The organism is Kitasatospora sp. NPDC058190 (assembly GCF_042883685.1).
Classification (GTDB): domain Bacteria; phylum Actinomycetota; class Actinomycetes; order Streptomycetales; family Streptomycetaceae; genus Kitasatospora.
The window spans coordinates 12,241-33,152 of the sequence record NZ_JBHVVI010000100.1; the positions used below are offsets into that span (position 1 = coordinate 12,241).

Genomic DNA, 20,912 nt, shown 5'->3' on the forward strand with positions numbered 1-20,912 from the left:
TCCCGGTGCCCGCCCCACAGCCCCTGTGCCTGCGTCAGCCGGCGAGTTCCTCGCGCAGGTGGCGGGCGGCGGCGACCAGGCTGTCGAGGGAGGCGCGGGTCTCCGCCCAGCCACGGGTCTTCAGGCCGCAGTCGGGGTTGACCCACAAGCGCTCGGCCGGGATCGCCGCGAGTCCGGCCCGCAGCAGGGCGACGGCCTCGTCGGTGCTCGGCACGCGCGGGGAGTGGATGTCCCACACGCCCGGGCCGACCTCACGCGGGTACCCGGCCTCGGCGAGCTCGCCGGCCACCTCCATGTGCGAGCGCGTCGCCTCCAGGGAGATGACGTCGGCGTCGAGCTCGTCGATCGCCGTCATGATCGCGCCGAACTCCGCGTAGCACATGTGGGTGTGGATCTGGGTGTCCGCGCGGACGGCCGAAGTGGCGAGACGGAAGGCCTCAGTCGCCCAGTCCAGGTAGGCCGGGCGGTCAGCGGCCCTCAGGGGCAGGGTTTCGCGCAGGGCGGGCTCGTCGACCTGGACGACGGCCGCGCCGGCTGCCTCCAGGTCGGTGACCTCGTCGCGCAGGGCCAGCGCCACCTGCCGGGCGGTGTCGCCGAGCGGCTGGTCGTCGCGGACGAAGGACCAGGCGAGCATGGTGACCGGGCCGGTGAGCATGCCCTTGACCGGGCGGTCCGTCAGGCCCTGGGCGTAGCGGAACCAGTCGACGGTCATCGGGTGCGGGCGGGAGATGTCCCCGGCGAGGACCGGCGGGCGGACGTAGCGGGTGCCGTAGGACTGCACCCAGCCGTGCCGGGTCGCCAGATAGCCGGTGAGCTGCTCGGCGAAGTACTGCACCATGTCGTTGCGTTCGGGCTCGCCGTGGACGAGGACGTCCAGGCCGGCCTTCTCCTGGTAGGCGATGACCTCGCGAACCTCCTCCTCCATCCGCTCGCGGTAGCCGGCGGCGTCGATCCGTCCGGCGCTCAAGTCGGCGCGGGCGATACGCAGTTCGGTGGTCTGCGGGAAGGAGCCGATCGTGGTGATCGGCAGCAGCGGCAGGCCCAGCCGGGCCCGCTGGGCCTCGGCCCGCTGCGGGTGGGCCTGAGCACGGCGAGTGTCGGCCTCGGTAACGGCGGCGGTCCGGACACGGACGGCCGGGTCGCGGGTGATCGGCGAGTTGGCCCGGGAGGCGAGGTCGGCGCGGTTGGCGGCGAGGTCGGCGGCGATCGCGGCGGTGCCCTCGCGCAGACCACGGGCCAGCAGGGCCGCCTCGGTGGCCTTCTGCTTGGCGAAGGCGAGCCAGCGGGCGATCTGCGGGTCGATGTCGCGTTCGAGTGTGGCGTCGATGGGCACGTGCAGGAGGGAGCAGGACGGGGCGACGTCGACCCGGTCGGCGAGGCCGAGCAGGGTGGCCAGGGTGGCCAGCGACTTCTCCAGGTCGTTGATCCAGATGTTGCGTCCGTCGATCACCCCGGCCACCAGGCGCTTGCCGGGCAGCCCGCCCACGGCGGCGAGGTCGTCCAGGTTGGCGGCGGCCGGTCCGGTGAAGTCCAGGGCGAGGCCCTCGACCGGAGCCTTGGCGAGGACCGGCAGGGCGTCGCCGAGGCGGTCGAAGTAGCTCGCGACCAGCAGCTTCGGACGGTCGGTGAGAGTGCCGAGGTCACGGTAGGCGCGGGCCGCGGCGTTGAGCTCGGCCGGGGTGCGGTCCTGCACCAGTGCCGGCTCGTCCAACTGCACCCACTCCGCGCCGGCGGCCTTCAGCGCCGCGAGCAGCTCGGCATACACCGGCAGCAGCCGGTCCAGCAGGGTGATCGGCTGGAAGTCGGCGGCGACTCCGGGCGCCGGCTTGGCCAGCAGCAGGTAGGTCACCGGGCCAACCAGGACCGGACGGGCGTTATGGCCGAGCTCGACGGCCTCGGTGAGCTCACCGACCGCCTTGGCCGAGTACGCGGCGAAGACGGTGTCCGGGCCCAACTCCGGCACGAGGTAGTGGTAGTTGGTGTCGAACCACTTCGTCATCTCCAACGGCGCGACCTCCTGGGTACCGCGCGCCATCGCGAAGTACCCGTCCAGCGGGTCGGCCTCGACGGCGGCCCGGTGCCGGGCGGGGATCGCGCCGACGGCGACGGTGGTGTCCAGCACGTGGTCGTAGAGCGAGAAGTCCCCGGTCGGGACCTCCTCGATGCCGGAGTCGGCGAGCTGCTGCCAGTTCCCCCGGCGCAGGTCGGCGGCCGTGGCCAGCAGCACCTCGGCGGTGACCGCGCCCTTCCAGTAGCCCTCGATGGCCTTCTTGAGCTCCCGGCCCCGGCCCTGGCGGGGGTAGCCGTGCACGGTGGCGAGGGTTGCCGCGGCTGCGGACTTCGTGGTCAAGGGACTCTCCTTCGCGAGTCTTGCTCCTCAAGTACCCGGGGACGGGACGAGAACGCGAAGGGATGACGAACCGGGCGGTGGCCGCCGTGAACGTGCGTGCCTGAACCGCCTGGTGTGGTCGCCGACCCGCCCTCGAGGTCACCGGATGGCCGCACGCGGATCGTCCGCGGGCGGGCAGCGGGCAGGTCTTCGGACTCGCGGGCACACCCACCCTGTCAAGGGCGGACACCTACTGGCCGTCGCTTCCCAGACCCGACCCGGGCCCAGTGCGTATGACGGCGGTCGTTCCCACTCACCGCTGCGGGGCAGTCCCGGACTGGCCAGTTGAAAGGCGTCACCGGGTTCCCTCTTACGACACCCTGCCTGGCGGACAGGGCGAACCAGCTGCCCGGCCAGCTTAGAGGGAATCGGTCCGTCCACACACGGGGATTCACGAACGTGTCCGGAACATGAGACATCCGTGTTCCGCCAGGGGTGGTCCGCCGGTGAAGGGGTCGACCGGCGGACCACCAGCGTCACCGACCCTGGAACTTCGGCTGCCGTTTCTCGGCGAAGGCCGCCATGCCCTCCTTCTGGTCCGCAGTGGCGAACGTGGCGTGGAACAGCCGGCGCTCGAAGCGCACACCCTCGGCCAGGGTGGTCTCGAAGGCGCGGTTGTGGAGAGGAGGAATGGAGGCCGCCGCAGGTGGCCGGGCGCACGGTGGTGCGGCCCCGTCACAACGGCAACGGCGGCTGGACGAACCGTCAGAGCGGGCGTGCCCCGGCAGTCGTCGGCACCGGACAACCAAGGGCAACACAGCAGGAGCAGCCCGGAGTCATGCGTGTCGTCTCCATCCTCGTGGAAAACACGAACCACCCGCGGCCGGTATCCTGACTCCCGGATCCACGCCCGTCCCCCGGCCTTCCCGGCTGGCTGCCAGTGGCCATCTCCTGCGAGGACGAACTCCCCGGTCACACTGGCGGGACCGTGCCGGACTCACACCGGCTTCCCTGACACCGTGGACCTGCCAACGACCATATAGTTGGACGTCCTATGTAAGTCCAGAGTCGGCAACCTGTGGCGTGCTCGTCACCCTGCGTCGACGATCCCACCCGCGAATCGACTCCCCGCACGACACCCAGCTGCGGATGCGTTCAACAGGACCCACCCCGGGGCGCCTGCACGCCGGAGCACGGCGACCATTGAGGAATGGTGAGCCCGGACCGGGCTGGGGCTTGGCGCCCAGGCACACCGGCTGCGTGACGGATCGGGCACGGGCCGTCCTTCGGCGTCCGGCCAGGAACAACCCGGTGGGGGTCGCGCACCGCGGGCCCCCACCGGCGTGTCCGCCCTCCCCAGCTGCGAGACGGGCGAGGACGAGGTGCCATGGAACGGGGGAAGGCAGCGAAGGGGAAGTGCCATGACGAGGAGCCAGTACATCCGCGAGTACCCGGGGAACCCGCAACCCACGCGTCGCAGGTTCAGGCGGTTACCGCGCGGCGGGCGGTTGACGGCACTGGCCGTCGCGCTGGCCGGTGCGGTCACGCTGGTCTGCCCCACGCCCGCGGGCGCCGCCGCCACCGGGGTCTCGCTCCTTTCCCAGCAGCTGGGCAACGACTGCGAGGCGGCGTCGCTGCGCATGGTGCTGGCCGCCCGGGGCGTCCAGGTCGGGGACCAGGCCGTGCTCGCGCAGATCGGCGTCGACCAAGTGCACAACCAGGTGGGCGTCTCCGGTCCGCTGTCCGGCGATCCGTACCGTGCCTTCGTGGGCGACCCCAATGGCTCGGAGGCGGCCGGCACCGGCTTCGGCGTGTACTATCCGCCGGTCGCCCAGGCCGCGCGGTCCTACGGCCTCTCGGTCATGCAGGCGGGGCAGGGCATCAGCCCGTCCCAGCTGCGTGCGCAGGTGGCCGCGGGCCATCCGGCGATCGTCTGGGCCGACTACGGCTGGCGCGATGTCGCGGCCGGCTCGTACACCGCCTACGACGGCCGCCAGGTGCTCTACGCCGGGCCGTCCGAGCACACCGTGGTCGTCTCCGCGGTCGGTGACGGCCAGCTCCTGATCGACGACCCGAACCGCGGGGAGTCCTGGATCAGCGAGGCCACCTTCGACGCCGGGTACGCGACGTACCAGGACATGGCGGTCATCGTCTCGTGACACCGCGCCGCGGCGTCACCCCAGGTCGCCCAGCACCGTCAGGGCGACCTGGGGCACGGGTCCGCGCAGGCTGGGCAGGCCGCCGAGGCGGCCGGGCCGTCGAGCCAGTACCCGCCGACAGCGGCCCGCGCCGCCCGGGGAGCCCACCTCACAGCCAGTGAGACGCTACCTGCGGGCTCGGCCGCTCACGGCCAAGGCCGCGCGGTCCCGCCGCAGGCCTTGGTGAACTCGGCGAGCTGCCAATAAGGGATCGATTGCTCTTAAGTACTCCAACGCTCCCAAGGTAACTGCTGCAATCGGTAAGGCCCTTGGTCAGCCGATTACTCAAGTTGCCAAGAAGGTTGGACCCCTGTCGCGAGTAGAAGACTGGCTTGGTGCGCGTTTCAACGCTGCCCGGATCAACCGCTGTCGCTACTTCACCAACCCGGGCCCCATGTGCCGCTGCGCCTGCTTCACACCGCCCGGCCCGGACACTCCACTCGGCTCGGCCCACCCGGCCCGCTACGCCCGGCCTGACGGTCGGCGTATTTGGCGTGCTCAAACTGAGGACGGCGAAGGCGCACTACGCTCACCAGACATCGGCCGAACGAGTGAACCCGGAACCACGCCAACCCGCCCTGACCGGCCAGTCGGACGCTCCCGCGCAGTGATGGAACTCCACGGAATGCGCTGCCTGGATGCGCGTGTTACGAATTTGTCACGCTGTACGACACGGAGCATGGGAGGACAAAATGACAGATGCGGCTTTCGCCAAGCTTTTGTCTCTGGAGGCGAAGAGAATCTTGGACCCGAACGGTGTGGACGTCCTCGTCGGCAGAGGTGACGGCGGCACCTTCGACAAGATGCAGATGCGACAGGGGGACGTGTTCGAGTTCGACGAGCGGTTCGTTCCGTTTGTCGACCAGGCGCCGATCGACATTGTTTTGCACGAACTGAATGAGGCGACTAGCCAGGTCAGCTTCATCGGGGGAGCAAAGATCATCCCCTCCGAGGTAGGCCTTGGGGAGCGAATGCAGGCCATCGGCGCCCTGTCCCTCTCTCTGTACGAGCTGACGTACAAAGTCCTTTGACGACTCGACATCGGACATGATGCCGTGCTCGCCGGCATCCGGTAAGGCCAGCAGGAGGTGCTGGCGCGGGCGCGGTGGGCACGGCGGGCACGGCGGGCATCGCGGCCAGGATCCTGGCGCACTGCTGATGACTTCGTGTTGCTATTGAACAGCGGAGTCCCGATGAGTGGTTCGCCGCGTTCGTTGTTGCTGGTGTCGCATTCTGCGCCGCTTGACGTGATACACGTCACTCCAGGTGTCGGGTCTGGCTGCATTCTGCGGAGACGCCCGCCGGGGTGCGGCGGTGCTCAGGGGTGGGCGAAGAGCGTGCTGGCGAGGGCGACGTGGACGGCGGTGCCGCCCAGGATGCTCAGGACGGCGTTGCGCCGCCACAGGTGCAGGCCGAGGGTGGCGGCGAGGGCGAGGGCGGTGGGGGCGGCCCGCAGCGGGCTGGCGAGGGGGAGGTCGCGCAGGGCGTAGACGGTGAGGATCACCATCACGCCGACCGGCATCCGCTCGCTCAGGTGGTGCAGTACGGCGCTGGCCCGCAGCGGGGCGAGGACGGCGAAGGGCAGCGCGCGCAGGCCCCAGGTCACGGCGGCCGACACGCCGATGGCGGCGAGCAGGTAGGGCGTGTCAGGCACGGGCCGGCTCCTTCGGGGTGGGGGTGCGGTGCCGGGTGAGGGCGCGTCGGGCCAGCAGCCCGGCGGTGAACAGCGCGGTGGCGGCGAGCAGCATCTGGCCGGGGAACAGGAAGCGTGCGGCGAGTGCGCAGACCAGAGCCAGCGCGGGGGTGGGGACGTCGCGCCGGGCCCGGTAGGCGTCGACGGCGAGCACGACGAACAGCGCGGTGAGCGCGAAGTCCAGGCCGACCAGCCGGGCGGGCACCAGTGCCCCGAACAGCGCGCCGGCGGTGGCGCCGGCGACCCAGTAGAGCTGGCAGAGCACCTGGAGCCAGATGATGCGCCGCCCGCTCCAGGAGCGCGCCTGCCGCCCGGTGGTCAGGGCGTAGGCCTCGTCCGTCATGGCGAAGGTGCTGTACGCCCGGCCGAACCGGCCGCCGACCCGTTGCAGCGGGAAGGACAGGGCGTAGAAGACGTGCCGGAAGTTCACCAGGAACGCCGTCAGGGCGATCTGCGTGAGCGGGGCGACCGCGACGACGAGCCCGATCAGCAGGAACTCCAGCGACCCGGCGTAGACCAGCGCGGTGAAGGCGGTGGCCCACCACCAGCTCAGGCCCGCGTGGACGACGAGCACGCCGAACGCGATGCCGAGCGGGAACAGGCCCAGGCCGACGGAGCTGGAGTCCCGGAACGCGGCCGTCAGGTCGTTCCGGGCGGTCGGCGCGGCGGCGTTCGTTTCGGCGGCGGGCGTGGGTGGCGGAACGGGACGGGCGAGCGTCCCACCGGGGGCGGAATTCATGGGGAAATTCTAGGCCGGATTCCCGGTAATATGGTTTCCAATGATTACCCTGGAGTCGCGCTGTGAGCAATAAAGAAATGCTGGACGGCATCGATCGTGAAATTTTGTTCCACCTACGTCAGGACGGTCGGCTGACCAACGTCGAACTGGCCAAGCGGGTCGGCCTCACCCCGCCGCCCTGCCTGCGCCGGGTCAAGCGGCTGGAGGAGGCCGGGGTCATCGCCGGATACCGGGCCCGGATCGACCCGGCAGCGGCCGGTCGGGGGTTCGAGGTGGTGGTCGCGGTCGAGATCGGCGTCAACGACCTGCAGACGGTGGAGGAGTTCGAGTCGACGGTGGCCTCCTACGAGGAGGTGGTCGAGTTCCGTCGGCTCTTCGGCCGCCCCGACTACTTCATCCGCGTCGCGGTCGCCGACCACGCCGCCTACGAGGGCTTCCTCACGACCCGGCTCATGGGGCTGCCGGCCGTCGCCCGGGTCGACTCGCACCTGACCATGAAGATCATCAAGAACGACGGCTGAGCGGACCCTCCTCCGCCCGGGCGACGCACCGCCCCAGCGGAGGGGGTCACCGAAGGTCACCGAAGGGACACTCGCCGCTCCGACTTGCGCGTTCCAGCACGACGACCACTCACCGCAAAGAGCCCGGCGAGCCGCCGGCGTCCCCGGCTCCTCGCGTGCGGGGTGATGGCCGCCGCACGCGAGGGGTCTGGATGCTCTGCCGGGTCAGACAGCCGGCTTGGTGGTGAGGAGCGCCGTGATCTCCTCGGCGAGGTGGGGGCCGAGCTCGCCCCAGCCGTCCTTGTAGCCGTAGACGCCGGCCAGGGTGCGGGCCTCGTAGTCGCCGTTCAAGATCTCGATGTCGTTGGCCGTGATGAGCCCCGGGTGGGCGACGCCGACGGCCGCGGAGACCTTCATCAGCTCCTTGCGCAGGGTGCGCAGGTAGACGGCGGCCCGGGTGGCCTTCGAAGCCGGGTCAAGGCCGCGGGCCAGCCACGCGTTCTGGGTCGCGATGCCCGTGGGGCACTTGTCGGTGTGGCACTTCTGCGCCTGGATGCAGCCGATCGACAGCATCGCCTCACGGGCCACGTTGATCATGTCGGCGCCCAGGGCGAAGGCGACCGCGGCGTTCTCGGGCAGGCCGAGCTTGCCGGAGCCGATGAAGGTCAGGTCGTCGGTCAGCCCCAGCTCGGCGAAGGTGCCGTAGACCCGGGAGAAGCCCATCCGGAACGGCAGCGACACCGAGTCGGCGAACATCCGCGGCGCCGCCCCGGTGCCGCCCTCGCCGCCGTCGATGGTCACGAAGTCGACCCCGCGGTCACCACGCGCCATCAGGGCGGCCAGCTCCTGCCAGAAGCCCATCTCCCCCACCGCGCTCTTGATCCCGACCGGCACACCGGTCTCGGTGGCGAGCAACTCGACGAAGTCGAGCATCGAGTCGACGTCGCTGAACGCGGTGTGCCGCGACGGGGAGGCGCAGTCCTCGCCGACCGGGATGCCGCGGATCCCGGCGATCTCCGGGGTCACCTTCGGACCCGGCAGCATCCCGCCCAACCCGGGCTTGGCGCCCTGGGAGAGCTTGATCTCTATCGCCTTGACCGGGGCACCGGCGACGACGTCCTTGAGCTTGTCGAGGTTGAAGGTGCCGTCCTCGTTGCGGCAGCCGAAGTACGCCGTGCCGAGCTGGAGGACGAGGTCACCGCCGTTGCGGTGGTAGGGCGAGAGGCCGCCCTCGCCCGTGTTGTGCATCGTGCCCGCCAGCGCCGCCCCCTTGTTGAGCGCCGTGATGGCCGCGCCGGAGAGCGATCCGAAGCTCATCGCGGAGATGTTCACCACGCTCGCCGGCCGGAACGCCTTGGCGCGCCCCCGCGGCCCGCCGAGCACCTTGGCCGAGGGCAGCGGGGCCTGCGGGTCGTGCGCGTCGGGCAGTGCGCCGGCGAAGGTGCGCTGCTTCAGGTAGGCGTGCCCCTGGACGTGCTCGACGTCGACTTCGGTGCCGAAGCCGAAGTAGTTGTTCTCCTCCTTCGCCGACGCGTAGATCCACGTGCGCTGGTCGCGGCTGAAGGGGCGCTCCTCCTCGTTGGAGGTCACGATGTACTGGCGCAGCTCCGGCCCGATCGTCTCCAGCAGGTACCGGGCGTGCCCGAGCACCGGGAAGTTCCGGAGCAGTGCGTGCCGCTTCTGGACGAGGTCGCGGGCTGCCAGAAGCGCCACCGCAGTTGCGGCGGCCGCGCCGATCTTCCGGGCTTGCATGGACGTTCCTCCTCGATGCACGACTCCGTCGCCGTACGGTGGAGTCGTTGTGCCGTGTTGGGCGTTGGACGGCGGGCGCACGGCCGATCGGGCATCGGCGTCCGTCGAAGAATGCGAACCGATGTTAAGAGGCCGGGCGGACGGGCCTGCGGCCAGGGGTCCGGTCCGGGGCCGTCGACTCGTTCGGGCCACTACGGCGTGTGCGTCGTCGGCCACCGAAGGACCGGTGGCACGGGGGCCGTCCTCCGCGTCGCGGCAGCCGCCCTCCGCCCCGGGCCCACCGAGCCCGACCGGCCGGATCTCCGGTGGGGGCACACACCTCACGCCCCGGGCCCGGTCCCGACCGCGTCCCGTTGAGGGGAGAGGCTGGTTCACCGGGCGCATCCCGCCTTACGGTGGCGCCATGAGCGATCACTCCGAAGCGCCTGTCGCGCCCGTCGAGGCCTACGACCCCCCCTACTACATGGCCGTCTTCACCACGGTGCGCACCCAGGAGCAGAGCGGCTACGGCGAGACCAACGCACGCTTGGAGGAGCTGGTGAAGGACGTCCCCGGGTACCTGGGGATGGACTACGCGCAGTCTCCCGGCGGGCTGGCCATCACCGTCGCGTACTTCCGCGACGCCGACGCCCTCACGCAGTGGCGGTGCGACGCCGACGCCCTCACGCAGTGGCGGTGCGACGCCGAGCACCGCACGGCGCAGAAGCGCGGGCGAGCCGAGTGGTACCGGAGTTACACGCTGCACGTGGCGAAAGTGGAGCGCAGCCACGGGTTCACGCGGGCGCAGGTCCCGCCGAGCCCGACGGCAGGCTGACCAGCCGCCGCCACCTCAGCGGCGGTCCCGCCACGAGCTCGCGTCGAACGGGTCGGCCTGCCGTCGCAACTCGCTGGCGTTCGGCGGGGAAATCGGGAAGGCTCGGGCACATGGTCTCGGTACTGCAGAACGTGGCGATCGACTGTGCGGATGCCTACGAGCTGGCCCGGTTCTGGAGCAGGGTGACCGGCCGTCCGCTGCACCCGGAGGACAAACCGGGTGATCCGGAGGTTCAGGTGCTGCTGGCGGACGGCCCGGTCCTGTACTTCAACCAGGTGCCCGAGGCCAAGACGGTCAAGAACCGGATCCATCTGTGTCTGCGCCCGGAGACCTCGCGTGAGCGGGAGGTGGAACGACTGCTGGATCTGGGCGCCACCCTTGTCGCCGATCTCCGGAATCCCGACGGCTCCGGCTGGGCGGTCCTCGCCGACCCCGAGGGCAACGAGTTCTGCGTTCTGCGCAGCGAGTCCGACCGAGCCGCCACGACCTCCTGACGCCTCCGCGACCGCCCTGACCGGTGGGACGTCAACGGCCCTGGAGGGCCTTGACGTTGTCGCCGAAGGTCCAGCCCTTCGAGCCGTCCCAGTTGACCGACCACGTCATGAGCCCCTTCAGCGAGCCGCCGAAGGCGTTCCACGACTGGCCGACCAGGCTCGGATCCATGGAGCCGCCACCCGCGCCGGGCTGGGCCGGCAGACCGGGCACCTGCTTGTCGTAGGGCACTTTGACGGTGGTGCCCTGGATGGTCAGGCCGTTGTTCAGGCAGGTGGTCTGCGCGGTGAAGCCCTGCACGGTACCGGCCTGGTAGGAGTCGCCGGAGCAGCCGTACATGCTGCCGTTGTAGTACTGCATGTTCAGCCACCACAGTTGCCCGTTGTCGGCGTACTTCTTGATGATCGGCAGGTAGGCGCCCCAGATCGACCCGTAGGTGACGCTCCCGCCGGTGACGTACGCGGTTTCGGGGGCCATCGTCAGGCCGAAGCCCGCGGGCATCTGGGCCAGCACGCCGTCGATGACGCGCTCCAGGTTGGCCTGGGAGGCGGAGAGCGTGTTGATGTCGCCGCTTCCGGACAGGCCGGTCTCGATGTCGATGTCGATTCCGTCGAAGTTGTACTTCTTGAGGATCGGGACGACGGTCGCCACGAACCGGTCGGCGACGGCACTGGAGCTCAGGTCGATGCCCGCGGTGGCACCGCCGATCGACATCAGGATCGTCGAACCGGCCGCCTTGGCCTGGCACATCTCGGCGGGGGTCGGGACCTTGACGTTGGTGTCCATGCCGTCCTGCCACTGGACGGTGCCGTCCGAAAGGATCACCGGGAAGGCGGCGTTGACGACGTTGTAGCCGTGCGCGGCGATCCGGCTGTCGGTGATGGGGACCCAGCCCATGCCCGGGTGGACGCCGTTCGCGGCGCCGTCCCAGTTCTCCCAGTATCCCTGCAGGACCTTGCCGGACGGCCTGGGCTTCGTGGGGCAGGTGTCGCCCGGCGGGGTGGTGGTCGGCGTCGCGGTCGCGGTCGTCGGCGGGGCGCTGGTGGGCGGGGCGGTGGTGGGCGTCGCCGTGGCGGTCGGCGTGGGGCTGCTGCCGCCGGGGCCGGTGAGGGACACGTCGTCCGCGTAGTACGCGGGCTGCCCGTACCAGCCGTGCAGGTAGACGGTCACCGAGGTGGTGTTCGGCCCGGTGGTGAAGCCGGCGCTGAGCTCGCCGTACGACGGGCTGTTCGGCGTCCAGGTGGACGGGGCGCCGGTGATGCCGGTGCCGGTGGCGCCCAGGTAGACGTAGCTGCCCTGGACGTAGGCGCTCAGCGTGTACTGGGAGTTGGGCTGCACGCCGACGGTCTGGGTGCACTGGGCGTCGTCCTGGCCGGTCGGCGTGGCCTGGAGCGCGGAGGCGCCGGAGTGGACCGGACTGCTGACGGCCGTACCGGAGCCGCTGGAGCAGGTCCAGCCGGAGAGTCCGTCCTCGAAGCCGGGGTTGGCCACCAGGTTGGTGGTGGCGGCCCCGGCCGTGACGGAGCCGGCCACCGCGATGCCGGCACCGATGACGGCGACGGCGCTCACCCCGGCGAGAGCGCGCCGCAGGACGGTTGGTCCGTGCTCGGCGCGGCCGGTCCGGTTCAGCTGCGATGCGCGTTCCACGGCCGCCCGGTACGGGCGCTCGCTCCCGGCCCGGCGGCCTTCGAGGCGGCCGGGATCCGGACAGGGGCGGACCTGACCCGGCTGACGTGAAGTGCGCGACCTCCGACGGAACATGCTGTGCTCCCTTCCCGCCGAGCGCCATGGACATGACTGACGCGTGGAGGCGTGACGCCCGGCTCCGGGTGAGTGGGGACATGGGGGGCTGTGCCGGACCGGATCGTAGGGAGCTGCGGCGAGGCTGGTCAATAGGTCTGGACCAATAGTGAAGGATGCGGCTCGATCGGGCGGGAGGGCTGAGCCGGTGGCAGGCTGCGGCTCCTTACCGATGGATGACGCGACGGCCGCCTTCGGTGGCTGCGCGGTCCGCGGCCGGTAGCGTCGGCGAACATGAGGATTCTGGTCACCGGCGGTGCCGGGTTCATCGGTTCGACGGTCGTGCGGGCGCTGGCGGCGGCCGGTCACGAGGTGCGTGTCCTGGACGCGCTGCTGACCGCCGTGCACCCTTCGGGGACGGCGCCGGCGCTGCCGGCCGGGGTGGAGTTCCGGCACGGGGACGTGCGGGACGCGGCGGCGGTCGGGCGGGCGCTGGCCGGGGTGGACGCGGTCTGCCACCAGGCCGCGATGGTGGGCCTGGGGCTGGATCTCGACGACGCGCCCGCCTACGCGGGCTGCAACGACCTGGGCACCGCCGTCCTGCTCGCCGCGATGGCGCGCTCCGGGGTACGGAACCTCGTGCTCGCCGGGTCGATGGTGGTCTACGGCGAGGGCCGGTACCGGTGCCCCGTACACGGAGACGTCTCGCCCGGTCCGCGCCGCCCGGACGAGTTGGACGACGGCCGGTTCGAGCCGCCGTGCCCGCGGTGCGGCGCACAACTGCGCCCCGGGCTGGTGACGGAGGACGCGCCGACCGATCCGCGCAACGTGTACGCGGCCACCAAGCTGGCCCAGGAGCACCTGGCCGGCGCCTGGGCCCGGGCCTGCGGAGGCCGCGTTCTGACGCTGCGCTACCACAACGTCTACGGGCCGGGGATGCCGCGCGACACACCGTACGCCGGGGTGGCCTCGCTGTTCCGCTCCGCCTTGGCCCGGGGCGAGGCACCCCGGGTGTTCGAGGACGGCGGCCAGCGCCGGGACTTCGTCCATGTCGAGGACGTCGCCGCCGCCAACCTGGCCGCGCTCACGGTGGTCGGCGATCGGCCGCCGGGCGGCGCCCGGGCCTACAACGTGGGCAGCGGCCAGGTGCACACGATCGGGGAGATGGCCCGGGCGCTGGCCGCCGCTCACGGCGGTCCGGCCCCGGTGGTGACCGGCGAGTACCGGCTCGGCGACGTCCGGCACATCACCGCGGACTCCTCCCGTCTCCGCGAGGAGCTCGACTGGCGCGCCCGGGTCCCCTTCGCCGAGGGAATGGCGGAGTTCGCGGCGGCGCCCCTGCGCGCGTGACCTCAGGTTCGCGCGGCGGGGAGGACGATCTCGAAGCAGCAGCCCCCGGCGACGTTGCGGACCCGGGCGCGCCCGGCGTGCGCCTCGACGATGCCGCGGACGATGGCGAGCCCGAGCCCGGCACCGCTGCCCCCGCCCTCGCTCCGCTGCCGCGGATTCCCCTGGTCGGCCGGCCGGGGCGTGCGGGCGGCACTGCCGCGCCACCCCGTTTCGAACACCCGGGGCAGGTCCTGCTCCGGGATGCCGCCGCAGCCGTCGGTGACCGACAGCACCACCTCGTCGGCCTCCCGGCGAGCGGAGACCGCGACCACGCCGTCCTCGGGGGTCGAGCGGATCGCGTTGACCAGGAGGTTTCCGAGCACCCGGGTGATCTCGCCACTGTCCACCTCGACGGGCTCGGCGGCGACCTGCCGGCCCTCCAGGCGGACACCGCGCTTCCGGGCCAGGGGATGGGCCCCGGCGAGCGCGTCGTCGACGAGGTCGTAGACGGACACCCGGGACAGCGACAGGGCCAACGCCCCCGCCTGGATGCGCGAGAGCTCGAAGAGGTCGTCCACCATCCCGGTCAGCCGCTCGACCTCGGTCCGCATCCGCTGCAGGTACCGCTGCGGGTGCTCCGCGACGCCGTCCTCCAGCGCCTCGGCCATGGCGCGCAGCCCTGCCAGCGGGGTGCGCAGGTCGTGCGAGATCCAGGCGATCAGCTCCCGGCGAGAGGTGTCCAGGGCCTGCGCGCGGGCCCTCGCCTCGGCCAGTCGGGCGCTGGTGGCGGCGAGCTCCTCGCTGAGCTGGGCCAGTTCCAGACCGAGCGGCGGCTCCGGCGCGGTGAACCCGGTGTCGCTGCCCACGGTCCGGGCGGCCGCGGTCAGTGCCCTGCCCCCGGCCACGACCTGGCGGCCGAGCAGCGCGGCGGTCGCCAGCGACACCACCGAGGCCATCGCCAGCACCGTGATCACCACCCCGAGGTCGTGCCGGGACAGGAACATCGCCTGGGCGACGGCGAAGGTCCCGGAGGTGACCGCCAGCACGGTGACGGCGGCGACGCAGAACAGCGCCAGTGCGAGCGAGCGCCGGCGCAGCAGCCGGACGGCCGCCCAGCCGAGCAGACCGGCACCGCCGGCGCCGAGCGCGGCGAACAGGGCGATCAGCAGCAGGTCCTTCACGCCGAGCCGCCCGCCTGCCCGGCCGCCGGGTCGTAGCGGTAGCCGACGCCCCAGACGGTGGTGATCAGTACCGGCGCGGCCGGGTCGTCCTCGATCTTCTCGCGCAGTCGGCGGATGTGGACGGTGACGGTGGACAGGTCCCCGAAGTCCCAGCCCCACACGCGTTCCATCAGCTCCTGCCGGGAGAACACCGTCTGCGGGTGCCGAAGGAGGAATGCCAGGAGGTCGAACTCCCGCAGGGTGAGGGTCAGTTCGCGCCCACCGCGGTGGACACGGCGGGCCTGCGGGTCGAGCGCGATGTCTCCGGAGACCACCGGGCCGCCGACGGGGGACGCGGGAGCGGCGGCCCGGGAGCGGCGCAGCACGGACTGGACCCGCAGGACGAGTTCCCGCGGGCTGAAGGGCTTGGTGACGTAGTCGTCTGCGCCCAGTTCCAGGCCGAGGATGCGGTCGGCCTCGTCACCCTTGGCCGTGAGCATGACGACCGGCAGCCCGGCACCGTCCTCGGAGGCGCGCAACCTGCGCAGGATCTCCAGGCCGTCGATGCCGGGGAGCATGAGGTCCAGGACCAGCAGGTCCGGGCGATGGGCTCGGGCCAGGGCAAGGCCCCCGTCGCCGTCGGCGGCGCGGTCGACCCGGTGGCCCGCCCGGGTGAGGTAGCCGGCGACGACCTCGGCCACGGTCGGGTCGTCGTCGATCACCAGAATGCGGCCGGGGCACGGCGGTCCTGGGGTGGCGGGGCTCTCGTTCACCCCGCCGAGGATACGAGCCCCGGCGGGCGCCGAGCGCCACGCCAGGTCTGACGTCCGGGTTCCGTAAGATCCCCCGAACGGGCCAGCGGTGCCCGGACGTCGCACTTCCGTAAGGGCGCGGTTCGGCTTCGACGGGCCCGACCGCGGTTAGCGTGGCCGACGTGATCCCTCCCCTTGTCGCTGATGTCGTCCTGCCCTGCCTCGACGAGGCCGAGGCCCTCCCCTGGGTGCTCGGACGCGTGCCCGCCGGTTGGCGGGCGATCGTCGTGGACAACGGTTCGCGGGACGGCTCCGCGGAACTGGCCCGTTCCCTGGGCGCAACCGTCGTCAGGGAGAGCCGGCGCGGTTTCGGTGCCGCCTGCCATGCCGGACTCCTCGCCGCGACCGCCGAGTTGGTCTGCTTCATGGACTGCGACGGTTCGCTGGACCCGGCCCAACTGCCGCGGGTCGCCGCGCCGGTCGCGGCGGGCGCGGCGGACCTCGTGCTCGGCCGGCGCCACCCCGCGGGGGCCGGCGCGTGGCCGGCGCACGCCCGGCTCGCCAACGCCCTGCTGGCCCGCCGCCTGCGCGCCCGTACCGGCGCGCCGCTGCACGACCTGGGGCCGATGCGCGCCGCGCACCGGGAGCGGCTGCTCGCGCTCGGACTGGGAGACCGCCGCTCCGGCTATCCGCTGGAGATGGTGCTCGCCGCCTCGGCGGCCGGCATGCGGATCGCCGAGACCGCCGTCGACTACCTGCCCCGCACCGGCCGCTCCAAGGTGACCGGGACGCTGCGCGGCACCCGGCAGGCCGTACGGGACATGCGGGCCGTCCTGGCCGCGCCGCCGCCCTCCCTGCTGGTCATCGCGAAGTCTCCGGTGCCCGGGCGGGTGAAGACCCGCCTCACCCCGCCCTGCACCCCCGAGCAGGCGGCGACACTGGCGGGAGCCGCACTCGCGGACACCCTCACCACCCTGAGCCGGATGCCCGCCGGGCGGCGGCTCCTGGTGCTGGACGGCGAACCGGGTGGGTGGCTGCCACCGGGATGGGAGGTCGTGGCGCAGTGCGCGGGCGGGCTCGACGAACGCCTGGCCGCCGCCTTCGCGCACGCCGCCCGGGTGGCCCCGCGGGCACCCGCCCTGCTGGTCGGCATGGACACCCCGCAGCTGGACGCGGCCGCGCTGGCCGAGCCGCTGTCGGCCGCCCGCCGCCCAGGCGTGGACGCCTGGTACGGGCCCGCGGCCGACGGCGGGTTCTGGGCCCTCGGGCTGGCTCGTCCCACCGGGCGACTCGCCCGGCGGCTCCTGCTGGGCGTACCGATGTCCACGCCCGACACCGGGCGTGCCCTGCTCGACCGCCTGGCCGCCGCCGGGCTGACGGTCCACCACCTCGACCAGGCCACCGACGTGGACACCATCCTCGACGCGCGCCGGGTCGCCGCCGAGGCACCGCGGACCGCGTTCGCCGCGTGCCTGCGCTCGATCGACGCCGCACCGGGGACGGCCGGATGACCGCCCCGGCTGCCGCATGGGTGGACGATCCGTTCGCCGAGGCGGTCCGCGCCGGGCGCGGCCCGCTGTGGCTGCGCCAGGAGGACGGGGCGCGCATCCCCCTCGATGTCGAACGCTGGTGCGCGCCCGCCGCCGCGAGCGACCACAGCCTGCTGCGGCGCTGCCTGCGGCTGAACGCGCCGGTGGTGGACCTGGGCTGCGGGCCCGGCCGCCTGGTCGCCGCTCTGCTGGCCCTCGGCGTCCCGGCGCTCGGTGTCGACATCACCGGCGCCGCCGTGGCGCGGACCCGGCACCTCGGCGGTCCGGCGCTCTGCCGATCGGTGTTCGACCGCCTGCCCGCCGAGGGCCGCTGGGGCGCCGCGCTGCTCGCCGACGGCAACCTCGGCATCGGCGGCGACCCCGACGCCCTGCTCCGCCGGGGCGCCGAACTCATCGCGCCGAACGGGCTGTTGCTGGTGGAGGTGGAACAGGACGAGGTGGACGAACGGGCCGTCGTCCGGGTGGAAGGCCCGGACGGCCGCCTGGGCCCGCCGTTCCCCTGGGCCCGTCTGGGCACGGCCGCCACCCTGCGACGGGCCCGCACCGCGGGCCTCGTCGAGGCGGAGCGGTGGACCTCGCACGGCCGCCACTTCCTCGCGCTGCGCAAGGGGTGACTCGCGCCGTACACGGGGTGCGCCCCTGGACGCAGCCGATGACGGGCGGCGCGGTCCAGGGGCGCCGGCACGGTGCCGCTCGCCTACCGCTCGGCGTCGGTGGCCTGCCACTGCGGGTGCTCGCGCTCGGCCCAGTGCCGTTCCACCAGGCCGGTCCGCATCCCGAGCCGGGCCTCCCGGTCCCGCCAGGCCATCCGGATGTGCCCGGCGACCACGACGGCGATGGCGGCCGCCAGCCAGTCGTGCACGAAGGTCGCGCCGGTCCGCCAGGACGGCGGAGCGAGGTGGGTGAGCCACATCAGCAGCCCGGTGCCGACGATCACCAGCATCGAGCCGAGGGTCCACTGTGCGTAGAGCTTCTGCCCGGCGTTGAACTTCCCGGCCGGCCGGTGCGCCGCTCGGGCGCGCACGGCCCGCAGCCACTGCCAGTCCGCCGGGGTGAACCGGCTCAGCCGGGTGACGTCCGCCCGCACCGCCCGGGAGGCGAGTCCGAGCAGCAGCGGCACCGGCAGCGCCAGGCCGCACCACACGTGCACGGTGACGACCAGCGGCCGGTTGCCGACCAGTTCGGCGAGCGGCGCGAGGTAGAGGCACGCGGCCGTGGCCAGGCAGACGCCCGTCAGCGCGGCGGTCGTCCGGTGCACCCAGCGCTCGGCGCGGGTGAAGCGGAGGACCAGTTCAGCTCGTCGGCGCATCGTCCCGCCCGTTCGACCGGCCGACCCAGGCGTCGACGTCGTATCCGTTCTGCTCCCAGTACCCGGGCTGGACCGCGTCGGTGACGGTGATGCCCGAAAGCCACTTCGCGGACTTGTAGAAGTACATCGGCGCGACGTACAGCCGCACCGGCCCGCCATGGTCGTGCGCGATCGGGTTGTCCTGCATGCGCAGTGCGACCAGCACGTCGTCCCGCCGGGCCTGCTCCAGGGTGAGGCTCTCGGTGTACGCGCCGTCGAAGCAGCTGAAGCGCACCGCCTTGGCTCCCGGCTTGACCCCGGCGGCGTCGAGGAGGTGGGCCAGCGGCACCCCCTCGAACGGGGTGTCCGGCACCCGCCACCCGGTCACGCACTGGACGTCCTTGACCAGCCGCCGCTGCGGCATCGCCTGCAGGTCGGAAAGCCGGTGGCTGGCGGGGCGCTCCACCAGTCCGTCCACGGTGAGGGTGTAGTCGGCCGCGGTCCGCTCGGGGACGGAGGTCACCACCGAGTAGTACCGGAAGCCGTTGTTGCCCGGCAGCAGCCCGCTCAGGCCGCTCGGGTCCCGCTGCGCCAACGACGACTCGGCCCGCTGCAGGTACGGGCCGGCCGCGACGCCCACGGCGCCCAGCCCGAGCAGCCCGAGCACGACCCGCCGGCCCACGGGCGTGCCCTTGGGGTGTTCCGCTTTTCTGTCCACGGCCCCGATTCGACCAGGTCGGCCCGGGTCTCGGCCAGTGACGGCGGTGTTCCGTCAGGGTTTCGTCATCTCCGGCGCCGCACCGGGCGCCGTGCGGACCGGCGCGGCGCTCACGAGCCTGCGCAGCGCCGGCACCACCAGGACGCAGGCCAGGGCGACCGCGTAGGCGGTGCGCTGCGCCTGCGGCCCGCCCACCAGGTAGAGCGCCTGTCCGGCCGCCGGAACCGCCAGCCACTCCCACCGCCCGTCGAGCGCCACCAGGGCCACCACCAGCAGGCCGTACCAGGGGTAGCTCGGCGCGACGAGCAGCAGGGCGGTCCCCGTCACCAGGAGCGCACCCCGCCACGGACGGTGGGGATCACCGCGCCGCAGCACCCACAGCACCACGGCGCCCAGCGCCAGGGCGGCCGCCCACGCGGCCCACCGGTCCGGCACCACCACCCGCAGCAGCCCGAACCGGTCGAGGTGCCCCTGCTCGTACCCCTCCTCCCGCAGGTACCCGGGCAGGTAGCCCAGGACGCCGGCACCGGAGACGGCGACGTACGGCAGGTAGGCCAGCACGAACGTCCCGAGGGCCGCCGCGAGCACCAGCAGGTCGCCCTTCGTCGGCCGCCGGGCCAGCAGCCCGGACACCGCACCGGGCAGGGCGAGCGCCGGCAGCAGCTTGGTCGCGACCGCCGCCCCGAGCAGGGCGCCCCCGGCACCGGCCCGGCGGCGGGCCGCACAGCCCAACCCGGCCACCATGAGGAGCGCGCCGAGGGTGTCCACGTGCGCGTCGTTGACCGCCCACACCGTCACGCCCGGACACCACCCCCACAGCGCCGCCCGCCGGCTGCCCCGCCCGACCGCCAGCAGCACACCGGTGGTGGCGACCGCCAGCAGCGCACCGGCGGCCTGCACACCGCGCACCCCGCCGCCGAAGGGGTGCGCGGCGAGGAACCAGGCCTCCGCGACCGGCGGGTAGACGGTGTGCACGGCCGGCCGGTTGATGCGGGTGCAGTCCCCGGCCGCCGTCCGCCGCTCGTCCCAGGCCGCACAGCCGTCCCCCACCGGGAACAGGCCCGCGTCGCGCAGCCGGAGCAGTGTCGGGTCGTCCGGGGTGTACGCGTACGGGGAGAGTCCGGCCGCCTGGACCCGCCCGTCCCACACGTACCGGTAGGCGTCGTCGCTGGTACGCGGCGGCGCCAGCAGGCCGGCCGCCGCGACCAGGACGCTCCCGGTCAGCACCAGCGGCACCACGTGACGGCGGCTCACCTTCCGCAGCAGGAGCAGCGCGAGGACGAAGAGCGCGGCGTCGAGTGCGTACCAGTCGTAGAGCGGCGGCCGGTCGGCGAGCGTCCCGCCGCCGGTCACGGTCAGTGCGAGGGCCACCGCGAGGGCGGCGACCACGAGGGCGCAGGTCAGGGAGGTACGGGTGAGCACGCGCCCACCCTGCCACCGGCACCTGCCCGCCGTCGGCACCGGCGGGGCCGCCGTTCGGAATCCGTAAGCACCGCGCGGCGGTGGCATCACCGGCCCGGAGCGGTCAGTCGCCGGGGACGCCGGGCAGGCCGGTCGTGAGGCCGTCCAGGGCGTGCGAGCAGACGCACGCGCGGTCGGTGGGCAGCATCCCGATGGCCTTGAACAGCACCGTGCGCAGCCGGTCGACGCTCGCCGCGAAGACCTCCAGCACCTCGGCCTGGGTGACGCCCTCGCCGACCTCCACACCGGCGTCGTGGTCGGTCACGAGTGCCACCGAGGTGTAGCAGAGCCCGAGTTCACGCGCCAGCACCGCCTCGGGGTGCCCGGTCATGCCGACCACCGACCAGCCGTTGGCGGTGAACCAGCGGGACTCGGCCCGGGTGGAGAAGCGCGGGCC

18 protein-coding genes, 4 pseudogenes and 2 riboswitches are annotated in these 20,912 nt (G+C 72.8%); of the genes and pseudogenes, 9 read left to right on the top strand and 13 right to left on the bottom strand.

What is annotated here, in order from left to right; all coding sequences use genetic code 11:
- Positions 1-34: 34 nt before the first annotated feature.
- On the bottom strand, positions 35-2,350 hold the full coding sequence (gene metE, locus ACFVWU_RS33975) for a 5-methyltetrahydropteroyltriglutamate--homocysteine S-methyltransferase (protein WP_387627975.1): 2,316 nt from the start codon (positions 2,348-2,350) through the stop codon (positions 35-37).
- 162 nt (positions 2,351-2,512) lie between these two features.
- Positions 2,513-2,750, bottom strand: a riboswitch (cobalamin riboswitch).
- 115 nt (positions 2,751-2,865) lie between these two features.
- Positions 2,866-3,006 (bottom strand): annotated as a pseudogene (locus tag ACFVWU_RS33980) (enoyl-CoA hydratase-related protein); the annotation flags it as partial.
- A 186-nt stretch (positions 3,007-3,192) separates the two neighbouring features.
- Positions 3,193-3,384: riboswitch (cobalamin riboswitch) on the bottom strand.
- 366 nt (positions 3,385-3,750) lie between these two features.
- Between ACFVWU_RS33980 and ACFVWU_RS33985 the strand changes: the two are divergent.
- Positions 3,751-4,488 (top strand): C39 family peptidase, encoded by a 738-nt coding sequence (locus tag ACFVWU_RS33985; RefSeq protein ID WP_387627977.1) that lies wholly within the window; start codon positions 3,751-3,753, stop codon positions 4,486-4,488.
- Between the two features lie 731 nt (positions 4,489-5,219).
- Entirely contained in the window at positions 5,220-5,558 is a 339-nt protein-coding gene (locus tag ACFVWU_RS33990; RefSeq protein WP_387627979.1) for a hypothetical protein, read from the top strand.
- A gap of 287 nt (positions 5,559-5,845) precedes the next feature.
- On the opposite strand, the gene ACFVWU_RS33995 is transcribed toward ACFVWU_RS33990, so the two are convergent.
- Positions 5,846-6,181: a branched-chain amino acid transporter permease gene (locus ACFVWU_RS33995; protein ID WP_387627981.1), complete on the bottom strand. Its 336-nt coding sequence runs from the start codon at positions 6,179-6,181 to the stop codon at positions 5,846-5,848.
- Positions 6,174-6,959 carry an AzlC family ABC transporter permease gene (locus ACFVWU_RS34000; RefSeq protein ID WP_387627983.1) on the bottom strand — a complete coding sequence of 262 codons (786 nt, stop codon included), beginning with the start codon at positions 6,957-6,959 and terminating at the stop codon, positions 6,174-6,176. Before ACFVWU_RS34000 ends, ACFVWU_RS33995 begins: the two co-directional genes overlap by 8 nt.
- A gap of 77 nt (positions 6,960-7,036) precedes the next feature.
- Here ACFVWU_RS34000 and ACFVWU_RS34005 point away from each other — a divergent pair, with 77 nt between their 5' ends.
- A complete protein-coding gene (locus tag ACFVWU_RS34005; RefSeq protein ID WP_387628007.1) occupies positions 7,037-7,480 on the top strand; it encodes an Lrp/AsnC family transcriptional regulator in 444 nt (147 codons plus the stop codon).
- A gap of 204 nt (positions 7,481-7,684) precedes the next feature.
- Here the strand turns inward: ACFVWU_RS34005 and ACFVWU_RS34010 are convergent, their stop codons facing one another.
- Positions 7,685-9,211: an FMN-binding glutamate synthase family protein gene (locus ACFVWU_RS34010; protein WP_387627985.1), complete on the bottom strand. Its 1,527-nt coding sequence runs from the start codon at positions 9,209-9,211 to the stop codon at positions 7,685-7,687.
- Between the two features lie 403 nt (positions 9,212-9,614).
- Between ACFVWU_RS34010 and ACFVWU_RS34015 the strand changes: the two genes are divergently transcribed.
- Together ACFVWU_RS34015 and ACFVWU_RS34020 are read left to right on the top strand one after the other, a co-directional pair.
- Positions 9,615-10,025 carry an antibiotic biosynthesis monooxygenase family protein gene (locus tag ACFVWU_RS34015; RefSeq protein ID WP_387627987.1) on the top strand — a complete coding sequence of 137 codons (411 nt, stop codon included), beginning with the start codon at positions 9,615-9,617 and terminating at the stop codon, positions 10,023-10,025.
- A gap of 110 nt (positions 10,026-10,135) precedes the next feature.
- Positions 10,136-10,519, top strand: a complete 384-nt coding sequence (locus ACFVWU_RS34020) for a VOC family protein (RefSeq protein WP_387627989.1) — start codon at positions 10,136-10,138, stop codon at positions 10,517-10,519.
- 31 nt (positions 10,520-10,550) lie between these two features.
- On the opposite strand, the gene ACFVWU_RS34025 is transcribed toward ACFVWU_RS34020, so the two are convergent.
- Positions 10,551-11,633, bottom strand: coding sequence for a chitinase (locus ACFVWU_RS34025; protein WP_387628008.1), 1,083 nt, complete (start codon positions 11,631-11,633; stop codon positions 10,551-10,553).
- Positions 11,634-11,675: 42 nt separating this feature from the next.
- Positions 11,676-12,278: pseudogene (locus tag ACFVWU_RS34030) on the bottom strand (carbohydrate binding domain-containing protein); the annotation flags it as partial.
- A 273-nt stretch (positions 12,279-12,551) separates the two neighbouring features.
- On the opposite strand from ACFVWU_RS34030, the gene ACFVWU_RS34035 reads away from it, so the two are divergent.
- Positions 12,552-13,607, top strand: coding sequence for an NAD-dependent epimerase/dehydratase family protein (locus tag ACFVWU_RS34035; protein ID WP_387627991.1), 1,056 nt, complete (start codon positions 12,552-12,554; stop codon positions 13,605-13,607).
- Between the two features lie 2 nt (positions 13,608-13,609).
- Here ACFVWU_RS34035 and ACFVWU_RS34040 read toward each other — a convergent pair whose 3' ends face one another.
- Positions 13,610-14,767: a sensor histidine kinase gene (locus ACFVWU_RS34040; protein ID WP_387627993.1), complete on the bottom strand. Its 1,158-nt coding sequence runs from the start codon at positions 14,765-14,767 to the stop codon at positions 13,610-13,612.
- Entirely contained in the window at positions 14,764-15,519 is a 756-nt protein-coding gene (locus ACFVWU_RS34045; protein ID WP_387627995.1) for a response regulator transcription factor, read from the bottom strand. The genes ACFVWU_RS34040 and ACFVWU_RS34045 overlap by 4 nt, the downstream gene beginning before the upstream one ends.
- Before the next feature lie 152 nt (positions 15,520-15,671).
- Here ACFVWU_RS34045 and ACFVWU_RS34050 point away from each other — a divergent pair.
- From ACFVWU_RS34050 to ACFVWU_RS34060, 3 genes and pseudogenes are all read left to right on the top strand, one after another.
- Positions 15,672-16,382 (top strand): annotated as a pseudogene (locus ACFVWU_RS34050) (glycosyltransferase family 2 protein); the annotation flags it as partial.
- 99 nt (positions 16,383-16,481) lie between these two features.
- On the top strand, positions 16,482-17,009 hold the full coding sequence (locus tag ACFVWU_RS34055; protein ID WP_387628010.1) for a DUF2064 domain-containing protein: 528 nt from the start codon (positions 16,482-16,484) through the stop codon (positions 17,007-17,009).
- On the top strand, positions 17,006-17,662 hold the full coding sequence (locus ACFVWU_RS34060; protein ID WP_387627997.1) for an SAM-dependent methyltransferase: 657 nt from the start codon (positions 17,006-17,008) through the stop codon (positions 17,660-17,662). Before ACFVWU_RS34055 ends, ACFVWU_RS34060 begins: the two co-directional genes overlap by 4 nt.
- A gap of 83 nt (positions 17,663-17,745) precedes the next feature.
- Here ACFVWU_RS34060 and ACFVWU_RS34065 read toward each other — a convergent pair whose 3' ends face one another.
- The 4 genes and pseudogenes from ACFVWU_RS34065 to ACFVWU_RS34080 all read right to left on the bottom strand — a co-directional run.
- A complete protein-coding gene (locus ACFVWU_RS34065; RefSeq protein WP_387627999.1) occupies positions 17,746-18,357 on the bottom strand; it encodes a cytochrome b/b6 domain-containing protein in 612 nt (203 codons plus the stop codon).
- On the bottom strand, positions 18,341-19,054 hold the full coding sequence (locus ACFVWU_RS34070; protein WP_387628001.1) for a molybdopterin-dependent oxidoreductase: 714 nt from the start codon (positions 19,052-19,054) through the stop codon (positions 18,341-18,343). The genes ACFVWU_RS34065 and ACFVWU_RS34070 overlap by 17 nt, the downstream gene beginning before the upstream one ends.
- Positions 19,055-19,108: 54 nt before the next feature.
- Positions 19,109-20,476 (bottom strand): hypothetical protein, encoded by a 1,368-nt coding sequence (locus tag ACFVWU_RS34075; protein ID WP_387628003.1) that lies wholly within the window; start codon positions 20,474-20,476, stop codon positions 19,109-19,111.
- Between the two features lie 103 nt (positions 20,477-20,579).
- Positions 20,580-20,912 (bottom strand): annotated as a pseudogene (locus ACFVWU_RS34080) (5'-methylthioadenosine phosphorylase); the annotation flags it as partial.